The following is a 15,457-nucleotide window of genomic DNA, read 5'->3' as shown; positions in this document are numbered from 1 at the left end:
TTACGGATTGGCGACGACCAGCGCCTTCAGCGAGGCGTCGAACTGGGCGTCCGGAGCGTGCAGCTGAGTGATGTAGGTCAGGTTGGCGTCGAAGAACTGCGCCTGCACCACGCCGCCGCTGCGCGACGCGGTCTTGAGCACCACGATTACCTGTGGGCGGGCCATCATTACCCGGTCCAGGCTGGGGTAGAACTGCACCGAGGCAAACTGCTGCTGCAGCGACCCCCGCACCGCTTCCAACGCCTTGCGGGTAGCGACGTCGTGGTGCATCAGGGCGGCCTGGGTGGTTTCGTTGAGAATCACCCCCACCGATTGCGAATGCTGCAACGCCACGTTCGACACCTGCGTCGCCGGCCTGAACATGCCTTCGTCGGCGGCCATGGCAGTGCCGGTGGCCAGGACGAGGGCGAGCAGGGCGGCGAGGGGACCTTTCATGGCATGTACTCCTGGAATGCTTGGATGTGAAGCCATGGTGAACCTGATCGCCGGGTCAGGGAACCTGTGATTGTCAATGGTCGCTATTGACCGGGGTGATGACCGGCAACGGCTACGGGTTGCTGGCCACCAACGCCTTCAGCGAGGCATCGAAGCGTTGCAGCGCGTTGACCTGCACCTGGCGCTGGGCGTTCACCTGGTCGGCGATTTCCGGCGCACGCTTGGTGTGGGTCCACACCGGGGTCATGTTGCGACCGTCCATGCCGCGCGCCTCGCCAATGTAGGTGAGGTTGGCGTCATAGAACTGCGCGCGCACGCTGGCCTGCACGTCGGAGCTGCGTTCGGTGGCCAGGGTGCTGCGGGTGTCCAGCACCATGATCACCTCCGGCCGGGCTGCCATGGCTGCATCCAGGTTGGGGTAGAACGCCACCGAGGCGAACTGTTGCTGCAGCGAACTGTGCACCGTGTCGATGGCCAGGCGTGGGTCGGAGCTGTCGATATAGGCCTGCTGGATCGGCGCCTGCAGCTGGTTCTGTTCCAGGCCGTTGCGGGCCTGGGCGTTGTAGGCGGCCAGGTAAGCGAGGTCGGCCTGGGTGTTGGCGTTGAAGATCACCGCCACCCGTTGCGAGTGTTTGAGGGTGAGGGTGGACACCTGGGTGGCCGGTCGCAGCATGCCGTCGGGGTTGTCACTGTAGCGCGGGGCGCCGGGGACCGAGCAACCGGCCAGGGTGATGACAAGGGCGAGCAGTGCAGCGCTTTGACCTTTCATGATGCGTGACTCCCAGGGCTTCATCAGGTGCAATCATGGTGAACCTGATTCCCGGGTCAGGGAACATGTCGTTATTGATGGTTGCTATCAATCAGGATGATGGCCAGTGGCGGTGGTAGAGTCTATGCACCGCCCACCTGTCGCAGGAGCCCTGTCATGAGTAACGTTCAATCCATCCCCGTCACCACCATCGACGGCCAGCCACAGACCCTCAAGGCCTATGCCGGCAAGGTGCTGCTGGTGGTCAACGTCGCCTCCAAGTGCGGCCTGACCCCGCAGTACGAAGGCCTGGAAAAGCTCTATGAAGCCCACCGCGCCCAGGGCCTGGAAGTGTTGGGCTTTCCCGCCAACAACTTCAAGGCTCAGGAGCCGGGCACTGATGAAGAGATCAAGGCGTTCTGCAGCCTGACCTATGACGTGCAGTTCCCGCTGTTCTCGAAGATCTCGGTGGCCGGCGACGACAAGCACCCGCTGTACCAGGCGCTGACCCAGGCCATTCCCGCCGCCACCGGCGAAGGGCCGTGGCGCGAGCGCCTGACCGGCAAGGGCATTCCGGTGAACCCGGTGCCGGAGGTGCAGTGGAATTTCGAGAAGTTCCTGGTCAGCCGCACCGGCGAGGTGGTCGGGCGTTTTGCCCCGGATGTGGCGGCGGATGATCCGCGCTTGCTGCAGGCCATCGAGGCCCAGCTGGCGGTGTGACGCCTGACGCTGGAATATCTGTAGCCGCTGCCGCCGGGCTGCGCTGGCCCTTGATAACACTGAAGATCTTTAGTGTGGATGCGGGCCAGCGCAGCCTTCGGCAGCGGCTACAGTGAGCTAGCGTCGTATTCAAGCGCCGCGCCGCACGTCGCAGCGGTAATAAATGGTCGGGTCGGTCTGCGCCTTGTTCAGTTCGCCTGCCCGCGCCGCGCACTTCTGCGCCCGGGCTTCGTCATTGAGGAACTTGGGCGCCATCCACAGAAACTGGGCAGGCATGCAATTGTCGTGGGCCGGCGTCGTGCAAACCACTGCATTGAGAAAAAAGGCCGGAAGGTTCATCGCTCACTCCTTGTGATACTGGCAACCCCTGAGAACCGCTCTAGCCCGCAGGGTTCAAGAATTTCGTGTAGCACTGGGTACGACGCCGCTTACCGTCCTGACATCACGTCGCAGGTGCCAGCAGCCGCAACATCGCATCGGCCAGCCGCGGTGCTTCCACCTTCAAGGCGTAGCTGTCGGGGTTGAGCAGCCAATGGCTGATGGTGCCTTCCACGCAGGCAATCAGGCTACTGGCCGCCAGGGGCAGGGGCGTGTCGGGCGCCAGTTGGCCCTTGAGCCTGGCCTCTTCAAGCAACCCTTCCAGCTTGCGTTGCGCCTCGCGCTGGCGCGCGCAACGCTGCGCACGCAAATCGCAACTCTCCACAGTCAGTTCACATTTGTGCAATAGGATTTCAAATATCCGCTGGGTCCGGGCGTCGCTGGCCACTCGCTGCAGCAGCGCCACCAGCAGGGTCCGCAGGCAACCCAGGGGGTTGTCGCGGCGGGTATCGGCCGAAGCAGCCAGCAGGTGGTCGATGGGTTCGTCCAGCGAATCCAGCAGGGCCTGCACCAGGCCGGCCTTGTCCTTGAAGTGCCAGTAGATGGCACCGCGGGACAGCCCCGCGTGCTGGGCAATGTCCAGCATCGAGGTGGTGGCCAGGCCTTTCTCATGGAAGACGCATTCCGCAGCGTCAAGGATCTGCGCACGGGTGAGGAGCGCTTCTTCCCGGGTTTTGCGAACCATTAAAAATTCCTCATGTTCGCTGCATCTTTATGTTTTTTCGACACAAAACGCTGCTCTGTAGTGATTTTGATTCGGATTCGTACTTTACATACGTTCATGGATGTAAGTATATTTGTTAGCAAGCTATCTATCTAGTCGCAACGAGGACCTTTCATGAAACTCAAGCCTTGCGTGACCACACTGGTCTCGGCGGCGGCCCTTGCCTGCCTGCTCGCCGGCTGTAACAAAGAGGCGGCCGCACCCGCCCAGCAGACGCCCCAGGTCGGCGTGGTGACCCTTCACCCGCAGCCCTACGCCCTGACCACCGAAGTACCCGGCCGCGTCACCGCGTTCCGCGTCGCCGAAGTGCGCCCGCAGGTTGATGGGGTCATCCTCAAGCGACTGTTCAAGGAGGGCAGCGACGTCAAGGCCGGGGAGCAGCTGTACCAGATCGACCCGTCGGTGTACGAGGCCACCCTGGCCAGCGCCAAGGCCAGCCTGGCTTCGGCCAAGTCCCTGGCGGACCGCTACAAGCAGCTGATCGCCGAGCAGGCCGTCAGCCGCCAGGAGTACGACAACGCCAAGGCCACCGAGCTGCAGGATGAAGCCGCGCTGATGACCGCGCAGATCAACATGCGCTACACCAAGGTGCTGGCGCCGATCGATGGCCGCATCGGCCGCTCCAGCGTCACCGAAGGCGCGCTGGTGACCAGCGCGCAGACCGACGCCATGGCCACCATCCAGCAGCTGGACCCCATCTACGTCGACGTCACCGAGTCCTCGGCCAACCTGCTGAAACTGCGCAAGGAGCTGGCCAGCGGGCAACTGCAGAAGGCCGGCGACAACGCCGCCAAGGTCAAGCTGACCCTGGAAGACGGCAGCAGCTTCAACCAGGACGGCACCCTGGAATTCTCCGAAGTGTCGGTGGATGAAAGCACCGGTTCGGTGACCCTGCGTGCCAAGTTCGCCAACCCCGACCACACCCTGCTGCCGGGCATGTTCGTGCATGCGCAGCTGCAGGCCGGCGTCGCCGCCACTGCCATCCTGGCGCCACAGCAGGGCGTGACCCACGACCTCAAGGGCACGCCGACCGCGCTGGTGGTGAACGCCGACAACAAGGTCGAGTTGCGTGAACTGAAGGCCGACCGCACCGCCGGCAACGACTGGCTGATCCAGGACGGCCTGCACGACGGCGACCGCATCATTACCGAGGGCCTGCAGTACGTGCACCCGGGTGACACGGTGAAAGTCACCGCGGCCAGCAACGTCGAGGCCCCGGCGAACGCCCAGGCCAGCGTCGCGGCGAAAGGGGAGTAACCCATGTCCAGATTCTTTATCGACCGGCCCATCTTCGCCTGGGTAATCGCCCTGGTGATCATGCTGGTCGGCGCCTTGTCGATCCTCAACCTGCCGGTCAACCAGTACCCCAGCATCGCGCCGCCGGCCATCGACATCACCGTGACCTACCCGGGCGCCTCGGCGCAGACCGTGCAGGACACCGTGGTGCAGGTGATCGAGCAGCAGCTCAACGGCATCGACAACCTGCGCTACATCTCCTCGGACAGCAACTCCGACGGCTCGATGACCATCGAGGCCACCTTCAACCAGGGCACCAACCCGGACATGGCCCAGGTGCAGGTGCAGAACAAGCTCAACCTGGCCACCCCGTTGCTGCCCCAGGAAGTGCAGAACCAGGGTATCCGCGTGACCAAGGGGGTGAAGAACTTCCTGATGGTGATCGGCCTGGTGTCCACCGATGGCAGCATGACCAAGGATGACCTGGCCAACTACATCGTCTCCAACATGCAGGACCCGATCTCGCGCACCAGCGGCGTGGGTGACTTCCAGGTGTTCGGTGCGCAGTACGCCATGCGTATCTGGCTGGACCCGGCCAAGCTCAACAAGTACGCGCTGACCCCGGCCGACGTCTCCACCGCCATCACCAACCAGAACGTGCAGGTGTCCTCGGGGCAACTGGGCGGCCTGCCGTCGGTGGCGCACCAGGAACTCAACGCCACCATCATCGGCAAGACCCGCCTGCAGACCGCCGAGCAGTTCAAGAAAATCCTCCTCAAGGTCAACACCGACGGTTCGCAAGTGCGCATCGGCGACGTTGCCGACGTGGGCCTGGGTGGCGAAAGCTACAGCATCAGCTCGGAGTACAACGGCAAGCCCGCCTCGGGCATGGCCATCAAGCTGGCCACCGGCGCCAACGCCCTGGACACCGCCAAGGCCATCCGCGAAACCGTCAACCAGCTGCAACCCTTCTTCCCGCAAGGCGTGAAGGTGGTGTACCCGTATGACACCACCCCGGTGATCACCGGCTCCATCCACGGCGTGGTCGAGACCCTGGTGGAAGCCATCATTCTGGTGTTCCTGGTGATGCTGCTGTTCCTGCAGAACATCCGCGCCACCCTGATCACCACCATGGCCGTGCCCGTGGTACTGCTGGGCACCTTCGGCATCCTCGCCGCCGCCGGTTTCAGCATCAACACCCTGACCATGTTCGGCATGGTGCTGGCGATCGGGCTATTGGTGGACGACGCTATCGTCGTCGTGGAAAACGTCGAGCGGGTGATGGCCGAGGAGGGCCTGTCACCGAAAGAAGCCACGAAAAAATCCATGGGCCAGATCCAGGGCGCCCTGGTGGGTATCGCCATGGTGCTGTCGGCCGTGTTGCTGCCCATGGCCTTCTTCGGCGGTTCCACCGGCGTGATCTACCGCCAGTTCTCCATCACCATCGTCTCGGCCATGGCGCTGTCGGTGCTGGTGGCGCTGATCTTCACCCCGGCCCTGTGCTCCACCATCCTCAAGCCGATTGCCAAGGGCAGCCACGGCAAGACCACCGGTTTCTTCGGCTGGTTCAACCGCACCTTCGACCGCGGCGTGCACCGTTACGAGCAGGGCGTGATCAGCATCCTGCGCCACAAGGTGCCGTACCTGCTGGCGTACGCGCTGATCGTCGGCGGCATGATTTTCCTGTTCACGCGCATTCCGTCCTCGTTCCTGCCCGAGGAAGACCAGGGCGTGCTGTTCTCCCAGGTCACCACGCCACCGGGCACCCCGGCCCAGCGCACGCAGCAGGTCATCGACCGCATGCGCGACTACATGCTCAAGGATGAATCGGGCGCCGTCAGCTCGGTGTTCACCGTGACCGGCTTCAACTTCGCCGGCCGCAGCCAGAACTCGGGCATGGGCTTCGTCATGCTCAAGCCGTGGGACCAGCGTGATGCCTCCAACAGCGTCAGCGCCCTGGCCGCCCGGGCGCAGAAACACTTCGCCAGCTTCCGCGACGCCATGGTGTTCGCCTTCGCGCCGCCTGCGGTGATGGAGCTGGGCAACGCCACCGGCTTCGACGTGTACCTGCAGGACCGCTCCGGCGTCGGCCACGCCAAGCTGATGGAAGCACGCAACAAGTTCCTCGCCGCTGCCGCCAAGAGTCCGATCCTGTCCCAGGTGCGCCCGAACGGCCTGGACGACGAGCCGCAGTACCAGCTGGTGCTGGACGATGAGCGCACCGAGGCGCTGGGCGTCACTGTCGCCGACGTCAACGACACCCTGTCGTATGCCTTCGGTGGCAGCTACGTCAACGACTTCATCGACCGTGGCCGGGTGAAGAAGGTGTACATCCAGGGCAAGGCCGACTCGCGCATGAACCCTGAAGACCTGAACAAGTGGTACGTGCGCAACAGCGCCGGCACCATGGTGCCGTTCTCGGCCTTCGCCAGCGGCAAGTGGATTTATGGCTCGCCGAAGCTGTCGCGCTTCAACGGCGTGTCGGCGGTGGAAATCCTCGGTGCCCCGGCCCCGGGCCACAGTACCGGTGAGGCTATGGCCGAAGTGGCGCGCATCGCTGCCACCCTGCCAAGCGGCATCGGCTACTCCTGGACCGGCCTGTCGTATGAAGAGAAGTTGTCCGGCTCCCAGGCGCCGGCCTTGTATGCGATCTCCATGCTAATGGTGTTCCTGTGCCTGGCGGCGCTGTATGAAAGCTGGTCGATCCCGATCGCGGTGATGCTGGTGGTGCCCCTGGGGATCATCGGTGCGCTGCTGGCCACCACCCTGCGCGGGCTGTCCAACGACGTGTACTTCCAGGTGGGCCTGTTGACCACCATCGGCCTGGCGGCGAAGAACGCCATCCTTATCGTCGAATTCGCCAAGGAGCTGCACGAGCAGGGCCGCAGCTACACCGAGGCGGCCATCGAGGCCTGCCGGATTCGTCTGCGGCCCATCATCATGACCTCGCTGGCGTTCATCCTCGGCGTGGTGCCCCTGGCCATTTCCCACGGCGCGGGCGCCGGCAGCCAGCACGCCATCGGTACCGGCGTGATCGGCGGCATGCTCACCGCTACCACCCTGGCCGTGTTCTGGGTGCCGTTGTTCTTCGTCACCATCTCGTCGCTGTTTGGCGACAAGCGCAAGGCCAAGGACGAGCCCGTACCTGCCATTGAAGAGGAGACCGCACAATGATCCGTCCCCTGACGTGCCTGGCCTTGGCGGCGTTCATGCTCGGCGGCTGCTCGCTGATCCCGCACTACGACCGCCCGGCCGCCCCGGTGGCCGCGCAATTTCCCCAAGGGGCGGCCTACGCCCCGGCGCAGGAGGCGGCCGCCCAGGCCGCCGCCGAGCAGGGTTGGAAACAGGTGTTCCGTGACCCGGCGCTGCAGGCGGTGATTCACACCGCCCTGGACAACAACCGCGACCTGCGCGTGGCGGCCCTGAACGTCGAGGCTTACCGTGCCCAGTACCGCATCCAGCGGGCCGACCTGTTCCCGGCGGTGACCGCCGGCGGCACCGCCGAGCGCACGCGCACCCCGGCTGACTTGAGCACCACCGGCAAGACCACCGTGGGCGGCGAATACACCGCCACCCTCGGCGTCAGCGCCTATGAACTGGACCTGTGGGGCCGCGTGCGCAGCCTCAGCAAGGAGGCCCTGGAAACCTACCTGGCCAGCGATGAAGGTCGCCGCTCCACGCAGATCAGCCTGGTGGCCAGCGTCGCCAATGCCTGGTTCACCCTGGAGTCGGACAAGGAACTGCTGAAGCTGACCCAGGACACCCTGGCCACGTACGAGCAGAGCTACAAGCTCACCGCCCACAGCGGCGAGGTGGGTATCTCCACCGCGTTGGACGTCAGCACCGCGCGCATTTCGGTGGAAACCGCCAAGGTCAGCCTGGCCAAGTACCAACGCGCCGTGGCCCAGGACATGGACAACCTGGTGTTGCTGCTGGGCACGCACCTGCCGGACAACCTGCCGGCGGCGCAACCGCTGGCCAACGACCTGGTGGCCGAAGTGCCGGCGGGCCTGCCGTCCGACCTGTTGCAGCGCCGCCCGGATATCCTTGAGGCCGAACACACCCTCAAGGCCGCCAACGCCAACATCGGCGCGGCGCGCGCAGCGTTCTTCCCCAGCATCACCCTCACGGCCAGTGCCGGTTCGGAGAGCGCCGACATGGGCCATCTGTTCAAGGGCGGGCAGGGTACCTGGACGTTCGCGCCGAGCATCAACATTCCGATCTTCAACGCCGGCAGCCTGAAGGCCAGCCTGGACTACGCGAAGATCGAGAAGGACGTGGACGTGGCCAGCTACGAGAAGGCCATCCAGACCGGCTTCCAGGAAGTTGCCGACGGCCTGGCCGCGCGCCAGACCTACAAGCAGCAGTTGCAGGCGCAGAAGGACCTGGTGCAAGCCAACCAGGACTACTACCGCCTGGCCGAGCGCCGCTACCGCACCGGCATCGACAGCAACCTGACCTTCCTCGACGCCCAGCGCTCGCTGTTCAGCGCCCAGCAGTCGGCGATCACCGATCGGTTGTCGCAATTGACGGCCGAGGTGAACCTGTACAAAGCCTTGGGGGGTGGTTGGACGTAGTCCCCAGGCCCTGCCGCGGCCTGCGGCCGCTGCTACGGAAGGGCGTTACGCTGATCTTCGTAGCAGCGGCCGCAGGCCGCGTCAGAGGCGGGTGGGGGACGGTCAGTTACCGCTCGCCGACCCCTGGGTGGTGGTCGACGTGGTGCCGTAGTCACCGCTGTCGCTGGTGTCGCTGTCGTCACTGCTGGCCTGGTCGTACAGGCCGCCGGTGTTGACGGTCGACTCGGTCACTTGCGTGGCCTTCAGCGCCGCACGTGGCAGCGGGTTACTGGTGGTGGTCGACAGCTCCTGGCGGAACGGGTTGACCAGCTTGGCGTGCAGGCGAATGTCCTGGGACGAGGCGCCCAGCGACAAGTCGAAGGTGTCGGCATCGACCACCCACTGCTTGCTCTTCTCATCGAAGTACGCCAGCGAGCGATCGTTCAGCTCGATGGTCACGCGCTTGTGCTCACCTGGCTGCAGGAACACCTTCTTGTACCCCTTCAACTCCTTCACCGCGCGGTCCACGTGCGGGTGCTGCTGGCCCACGTACAGCTCGGCCACTTCGGCGCCGGCGCGCTTGCCGGTGTTGGTCAGGTCGAACGACACCTTGATCGGCACATTGCCCACCGCGGTCCCCGGGGTGACCTTGATGTTGCTGTAGCCGAAGGTGGTGTACGACAGGCCGAAGCCGAACGGGTACAGCGGCTGCGTGTGCTTCTTGTCGTAGCCGCGGTAGCCCAGGAACAGGTCGTCCTTGTAGCTGATCTCGGTCAACGAGCCATTGTTGTCGTAGTTCGGGAAGTCCGCGTACAGCGGGTTGTCCTGGATGCTGCGCTCGATGCTGATCGGCAGCTTGGCCGACGGGTTGACCTTGCCGAACAGAATCTCGCCCAGCGCCTGGCCGCCGTTCTGGCCCGGGTAGAAGGCGTGCAGCGCGGCGCCGACGTTGTCCACCCAATCAGCCATCTTCAGCGCGGTGCCGCCGTGCATGGCCACCACGGTGTTGGGGTTGACCTTGGCGATGCTGTTGATCAGCTCGTTCTGGTACTCGGGCAGGTCGAAGCTGTGGTCGAACCCTTCGCCTTCGTATTCGTTGCTGTTGCCCACGGCAACTACCACCGCGTCGTACTTGGACAGATCCTGCGGCGCCGCCAGCGAGGCCCAGGCCATCTGCACGCCGACCATGCCGCCCATGGTCGACAGGTAGCCGTCGCGGCGCGAATACTCGAGCTTCACGTCATACGCCTTGCCGGCTTCCAGCTTGATCTTGCCCGACACCGGAATGGTCGGCGGGATGCTGTTGTCGGGCAGGTGCGTGCCGTCGCCGTTGTTGATGATCTCCTGGCCGTTGACCCACAGGCGCACGGCGCCGTCGGCACGTACCTTGAACACCTGGTCGCCGCTGGTGGTGGGCGTGACCTGGCCGGTCCAGCGCACGGAGGTGTTGGCGGTGTCACCGTTGGTGGGCAGGTCGGTGTCGCTGGACCAGTCCATGTTCACGTGGGTGTCGGTGCGGGTGGCGGCCGCGGTGCCCGACCAGGTGGCGTTGGTGAAGAACTCGGCGGTCAGGCCGGTGGCGCTTTTGCCGGTGCTGCTGTCGGTGTGGGTCCAGACCGAGGCGGTCGGGTCCAGGGACAGGCCGTCGAGGAACTCGACCTTGGCGTTCGGCGCGGTCTGGGCGATGCCCGACAGCTCGCTGATGTACTGGGTGGCCTCGACGTTGGCGCTGCCGAAACCGGTAGGCGGGGCGTACTTGGCCAGGTCGCCGACCACGGCGATCTTCTTCACCTTCTTGGCGTCCAGCGGCAGCAGGCCGCCCTTGTTCTTGAGCAGCACGATGCCTTCGCGGGCGACGTTCAGCGCGGTCTTGTTGCTGGCGGCGCTGTTCATGTCGTGGGCGGTGGAAGGGGTCTTGCTGTCGAACTGGAACAGGTACACCTGGCGCAGCATGCGGCGCACTTTTTCGTCGACGGTGGTCATGCTCAGCGCGCCGCTTTCCACGTACGGGGTCAGGGCGGTGGCGTTCATCTGGTAGCCCATCATGTCCAGGTCGGTGCCGGCGTTGGCGGCCGAGAGCCCGGTGATGATGGCGTTGTAGTCGCTCTGCACGAAGCCCTTGTAGCCCCATTCCTTCTTCAGGATCTGGGCGATCATGTGCTTGCTTTCGCAGGCGTAGTCACCGTTCACCTTCTGGAACGAGCACATCATCATCGCCACGTTGCCGTTCTTCGACGCCGATTCGAAGGTAGGCAGGGTCATCTCGCGCAGCACGCGCTCGGGGATGGTCTCGTTGAGGGTGAAACGGTTGGTTTCCTGGTCGTTGGCGGCGAAGTGCTTGGCCTCGGCCCACACGCCGCGGGACTGGATGCCGGTGATCAGCGCCGGGCCCAGGCTGGCGCCCAGGAACGGGTCTTCGCCGGACAGGTATTCGAACGCGCGGCCACCGTACGGGGTGCGGTACAGGTTCATGCCCGGGCCGGTGACGTACTGGTAGCCACCGCTGGCGGTGTCATAGCCCAGGGCGCGGCCGTAGTCCATGGCCCGGCGCGGGTTCCAGGTGGCGGCGATGTTGGGGCCGGCGGGGTAGACCACGCCCTGCTCGTTGCCGTTGCTGGTGTAGCGCACGCCGGCGCCGCCGTCGGCGCCGTAGATTTCCGGCACGCCGTACTGGGTCAGGGGCTTGAGGTCCCAGCCGCCGGTGCCGGCCAGGTAGTTGAGTTTCTCTTCCTGGGTCATCTTCGCCAGGGTCTGTTGGGCCGCCTTGTCGGCCTTGGCTTCCAGGGCCTGCTGCCGGGCCTGTTGTTGCTGAACCGAGTCGGCCGCATGCACTTGCGAAATGGCCAGGGCCAGCAGGGCGAGCGCCGACTGCGCACCCAGGTGTCTACGTGTGTTCATGTGTTACTCCAACAGCCAATGGTGGTCCATTTGCGGCGGTACACGGCAGGCTGCCGCGTACTTTTCTCCAGACAAAAGTTGGCCGTGGCCGAAACTGCTTAGTTGCAGTAACGGCTAACTGATGGCCATGTTTCAATCACGTTTAATTATCGTGAAAGTTTGTTCTGTCTATATAGGAGGTGCCATTATTACGCTATCGTTTGTACCAGGATGGGGCGGCGATAAGCGGCCAAATTAAGACAATTGTTGCCTGAACTTGTCAATCGAAAGGTTTTTTTCGCGCGTTTTTGCGATTTTGTGTCCGGATGTGTGAACCTTTGCAAAACCTACTGGTCGATGGGTTTAGCGAATTCTGGCCCCTGTGCCGGGTTCGCAAGTTAAATTGTCATCCGCTGTGCGCTATTGTCGCAGGCATCTTTAAAGTGATGGCAATTTGAACTTTCAAACTTTCCCGTTGATGGAGTTACTTGTGATGAAACTGTCTTTCGCGGCCGCCTGTGCCGCCCTGAGCCTGTCGTTCGCCGGCGCCACCTTTGCCGCTGATGCCACCGACACCGCCTCGGGCGCCAGCGACTCCACCGTCATGACCCAGAGCCACGACGCCAAGGCCACCCAGAAGCACAAGAACGAATCGAAAAAGGGCGGCCGCCCGCTGAGCACCACGGCGAAGAAAACCGCCAACTGATCCTTCTCAGGCTTCACCCCGGAAAGGGCATCGCCTGATGCCCTTTCCCCGGTTCATGTAGTAGCGCACCGTGCCCGATACTCCCCTCACTGCCCCCGACGACGCCCTGGTCTGCCAATGGCTGATGCACCATTCCGGCCTCAAGCCGGTGGACCTCGACCGTGCCCGGCGCCTGGCCGCCGAAGACGACGACAGCGAATTGCCGGCGTTGCTCACGCGCCTGGGCCTGGTCTCGGAACTGGAACTGGCCCGCGCCTGGTCGGCGCTGATGGACGTGCCGCTGTTGCTGGCCGAACAGGCGCCGGCATCGCTGGACCGCGTGCCGCCACTGACCGAACGTTTTCTGCGCCACTACCGCGTGGTGCCGGTGGCCTGGGACGAGGCGGGCGTGCACCTGCTGACCGCCAACCCCGGCGACCCGTACCCCTTCGAAGCCGTGGCCCACGCCTGCGACGCGCCGGTGCGCCTGGCCATCGGCCCGGGCAACGAGGTCGACAGCCTGATCGAGCGGTATTACGGGCAAGGGCGTTCGGCCATGGGCAGCCTGATCGAGACCCTGGACGAAGACAGCGGCGCGCTGGAAGACATCGAGCACCTCAAGGACCTGGCGTCCGAGGCGCCGGTGATCCGCCTGGTCAACCTGATCCTGCAGCGCGCGGTGGAACAGCGCGCCTCTGACATTCATATCGAACCGTTCGAAAGCCAGCTCAAGGTGCGCTACCGCATTGACGGCGTGCTGCACGAGGCCGAGGCGCCGCCGGCCAGTTCGTCGGCAGCGGTGATCAGCCGGGTGAAGATCATGGCGCGCCTGGACATCGCCGAGCGGCGCCTGCCCCAGGACGGCCGCATCATGCTGCGCATCCAGGGCAAGGAGCTGGACCTGCGGGTGTCCACCGTGCCCACCAGCTTCGGCGAATCGGTGGTGATGCGCCTGCTCGACCGCCAGACCGTGAGCTTCGATTTCCAGAGCCTGGGCTTCGATGGCGAGCGCCTGGAAGGCTTCCTCGACGTGCTGGAAAACCCCCACGGCATTTTGCTGGTGACCGGGCCCACGGGCTCGGGCAAGACCACCACCCTGTACACCGCGCTGTCGCGGCTCAACACCGCCGAGCGCAAGATCATCACCGTCGAAGACCCGGTGGAGTACCAACTGGAAGGCATCAACCAGATCCAGGTCAAACCTGCCATCGGCCTGGACTTCGCCGGCGCGCTGCGCTCCATCGTGCGCCAGGACCCGGACGTGATCATGATCGGCGAGATGCGCGACCTGGAAACCTGCCGCATCGCCATCCAGTCCTCGCTCACCGGCCACCTGGTGCTGTCGACGCTGCACACCAACAGCGCCGCGGCCAGTATTACGCGGCTGTTGGACATGGGCGTGGAGAGCTACCTGATCGCCTCGACGGTGAAGGGCATCCTCGCCCAGCGCCTGGTGCGGCGCCTCGACCCGGCCACGCGCATTCCCTTTGAGGCGCCGCCGGAACTGATCGCCGAACATGGCCTTGACCGCTTCACCGAGCAGCGTCCGATCATCCTCTACCAACCTGCGGCGTCCGCCACCGGCAGCGGCTATTTCGGCCGCAGCGCCATCACCGAACTGCTGGTGATGAACGAAGAACTGCGCAGCCTGCTGATGCGCCAGGCCGATGCCTCGACACTGGAACAGGCGGCCCGCCGTGGCGGCCTGCGCACCCTGTACGAAGAGGGCCTGCGCCAGGCGGTGGCCGGTATTACCTCGCTAGAGGAGGTGCTGCGCGTGACGCGCGGCGAATAACCCATGGCCTATTTCAAATACCGCGCGCTCGACGCCGAGGGTGCCAGCCAGCAGGGCAGCGTCGAGGCCAGCGACCAGCAGGCCGCCGTCGCGCTGCTGCAAAAGCGTGGCCTGCTGATTCTGCAGGTGGAAGCACTGGGCGGACCGGGCCTGCGCCGGGCGCTGAACCGCGGCGCGTTGAACGGCGCCGCATTGGTCAGCTTCACCCAACAACTGGCGACCCTGCTGGGCGCCGGCCAGCCGCTGGAGCGCTCCCTGGGCATCCTGCTCAAGCAGACCCAGGAAGCCAAGGCCCGCGCCCTGATCGAACGCATCCGCGAACAGGTCAAGGCCGGCAAGCCGCTGTCCCAGGTCCTGGAAGAAGAGGGCGGGCAGTTCTCCACGCTGTACATCAGCATGGTCCGCGCTGGCGAGGCCGGTGGTGCCCTCGAAAATACTTTACGGCAGCTCAGCGACTACCTGGAACGCAGCCAGACCCTGCGCGGCGAGGTGATCAACGCGCTGATCTACCCGGCGTTTCTGGTGGTCGGCGTGCTTGGCTCGCTGGCCTTGCTGCTGGCCTACGTGGTGCCGCAGTTCGTGCCCATCTTCCGCGACCTGGGCGTGCCGATTCCGCTGATTACCCAGGTCATCCTGGCCATGGGCGAGTTCTTGAGTGCCTGGGGCCTGGTGGTGCTGGCCGGGATTATCGTAGTGATCTGGGGCAGCGCCATCGCCCTGCGCGACCCGGCCCGGCGCCAGCGCAACGACCTGCGCCTGCTGAAGATAAAAGTCATCGGCCCGCTGCTGCAACGCATCGAGGCCGCGCGCCTGGCGCGCACCCTGGGCACCTTGCTCAGCAACGGCGTGGCCCTGCTGCAGGCGCTGCTGATCGTGCGCCAGGTGTGCAGCAACCGCGCCATCGTCGCTCAGGTGGAACAGGCCACCGACTGGGTCAAGGGCGGCGGCACCCTGGCCAGCGCCTTCGGCCAGCAGCCGCTGCTGCCCGAGCTGGCCATCCAGATGATCGACGTCGGCGAACAGGCCGGCGAGCTGGACGGCATGCTGCTGAAAGTCGCCGATGTTTTCGACGTCGAAGCCAAGCGCGGCATCGACCGCCTGCTCGCAGCGCTCGTGCCCACGCTCACGGTGGTCATGGCGGTGATGGTCGCCGTGATCATGCTCGCCATCATGCTACCGCTGATGAGCCTCACCAGTAACATTTAAAGGACCACACCCCATGAAAACCATGAACACGGGCCGCCGCCAGGGCGGTTTCACCTTGCTGGAAATGCTCGCGGTGATCGTGCTGCTGGGCATCGTC

General features: G+C 64.7%; 13 protein-coding genes. 8 read left to right on the top strand and 5 right to left on the bottom strand.

Going from position 1 to position 15,457, the window contains the following annotated elements:
• Together AC0Z2B_RS31190 and AC0Z2B_RS31185 are read right to left on the bottom strand one after the other, a co-directional pair.
• Positions 1-435 carry a hypothetical protein gene (locus AC0Z2B_RS31190; protein WP_473003280.1) on the bottom strand — a complete coding sequence of 145 codons (435 nt, stop codon included), beginning with the start codon at positions 433-435 and terminating at the stop codon, positions 1-3.
• Positions 436-547: 112 nt separating this feature from the next.
• Positions 548-1,204, bottom strand: coding sequence for an ATPase (locus AC0Z2B_RS31185; RefSeq protein ID WP_476301898.1), 657 nt, complete (start codon positions 1,202-1,204; stop codon positions 548-550).
• 156 nt (positions 1,205-1,360) lie between these two features.
• Between AC0Z2B_RS31185 and AC0Z2B_RS31180 the strand changes: the two genes are divergently transcribed.
• The gene (locus tag AC0Z2B_RS31180) at positions 1,361-1,903 is read left to right on the top strand and encodes a glutathione peroxidase (protein WP_476301896.1); all 543 of its coding nucleotides are present in this window, start codon (positions 1,361-1,363) and stop codon (positions 1,901-1,903) included.
• 129 nt (positions 1,904-2,032) lie between these two features.
• On the opposite strand, the gene AC0Z2B_RS31175 is transcribed toward AC0Z2B_RS31180, so the two are convergent.
• Both AC0Z2B_RS31175 and AC0Z2B_RS31170 read right to left on the bottom strand, forming a co-directional pair.
• Entirely contained in the window at positions 2,033-2,242 is a 210-nt protein-coding gene (locus AC0Z2B_RS31175; protein WP_476301894.1) for a hypothetical protein, read from the bottom strand.
• 103 nt (positions 2,243-2,345) lie between these two features.
• Positions 2,346-2,966 (bottom strand): TetR family transcriptional regulator, encoded by a 621-nt coding sequence (locus tag AC0Z2B_RS31170; protein ID WP_476301892.1) that lies wholly within the window; start codon positions 2,964-2,966, stop codon positions 2,346-2,348.
• A gap of 153 nt (positions 2,967-3,119) precedes the next feature.
• On the opposite strand from AC0Z2B_RS31170, the gene AC0Z2B_RS31165 reads away from it, so the two are divergent.
• The 3 genes from AC0Z2B_RS31165 to adeC are packed head-to-tail and all read left to right on the top strand — an operon-like array spanning position 3,120 to position 8,818.
• Positions 3,120-4,262, top strand: coding sequence for an efflux RND transporter periplasmic adaptor subunit (locus AC0Z2B_RS31165; protein ID WP_473003270.1), 1,143 nt, complete (start codon positions 3,120-3,122; stop codon positions 4,260-4,262).
• A 3-nt stretch (positions 4,263-4,265) separates the two neighbouring features.
• A complete protein-coding gene (locus AC0Z2B_RS31160) occupies positions 4,266-7,415 on the top strand; it encodes an efflux RND transporter permease subunit (RefSeq protein ID WP_476301890.1) in 3,150 nt (1,049 codons plus the stop codon).
• Positions 7,412-8,818 carry an AdeC/AdeK/OprM family multidrug efflux complex outer membrane factor gene (gene adeC, locus AC0Z2B_RS31155; RefSeq protein ID WP_476301888.1) on the top strand — a complete coding sequence of 469 codons (1,407 nt, stop codon included), beginning with the start codon at positions 7,412-7,414 and terminating at the stop codon, positions 8,816-8,818. Before AC0Z2B_RS31160 ends, adeC begins: the two co-directional genes overlap by 4 nt.
• 102 nt (positions 8,819-8,920) lie before the next feature.
• On the opposite strand, the gene AC0Z2B_RS31150 is transcribed toward adeC, so the two are convergent.
• On the bottom strand, positions 8,921-11,695 hold the full coding sequence (locus tag AC0Z2B_RS31150) for a beta-glucosidase (protein ID WP_476301886.1): 2,775 nt from the start codon (positions 11,693-11,695) through the stop codon (positions 8,921-8,923).
• A 472-nt stretch (positions 11,696-12,167) separates the two neighbouring features.
• On the opposite strand from AC0Z2B_RS31150, the gene AC0Z2B_RS31145 reads away from it, so the two are divergent.
• From AC0Z2B_RS31145 to AC0Z2B_RS31130, 4 genes are all read left to right on the top strand, one after another.
• Positions 12,168-12,380 (top strand): hypothetical protein, encoded by a 213-nt coding sequence (locus AC0Z2B_RS31145; RefSeq protein WP_416425357.1) that lies wholly within the window; start codon positions 12,168-12,170, stop codon positions 12,378-12,380.
• A 124-nt stretch (positions 12,381-12,504) separates the two neighbouring features.
• Positions 12,505-14,154: a type II secretion system ATPase GspE gene (gspE, locus tag AC0Z2B_RS31140; RefSeq protein ID WP_476301910.1), complete on the top strand. Its 1,650-nt coding sequence runs from the start codon at positions 12,505-12,507 to the stop codon at positions 14,152-14,154.
• Between the two features lie 3 nt (positions 14,155-14,157).
• A complete protein-coding gene (gene gspF, locus AC0Z2B_RS31135; RefSeq protein WP_476301884.1) occupies positions 14,158-15,360 on the top strand; it encodes a type II secretion system inner membrane protein GspF in 1,203 nt (400 codons plus the stop codon).
• Positions 15,361-15,382: 22 nt separating this feature from the next.
• On the top strand, positions 15,383-15,457 hold a 75-nt coding region (locus tag AC0Z2B_RS31130), incomplete at its 3' end, for a type II secretion system protein (RefSeq protein WP_476300299.1).

It is taken from the genome of Pseudomonas sp. GYB4201 (assembly GCF_056312595.1).
The sequence above is the reverse complement of the archived record's forward strand: the minus strand, read 5'-3'. Positions and strand labels throughout refer to the sequence as shown.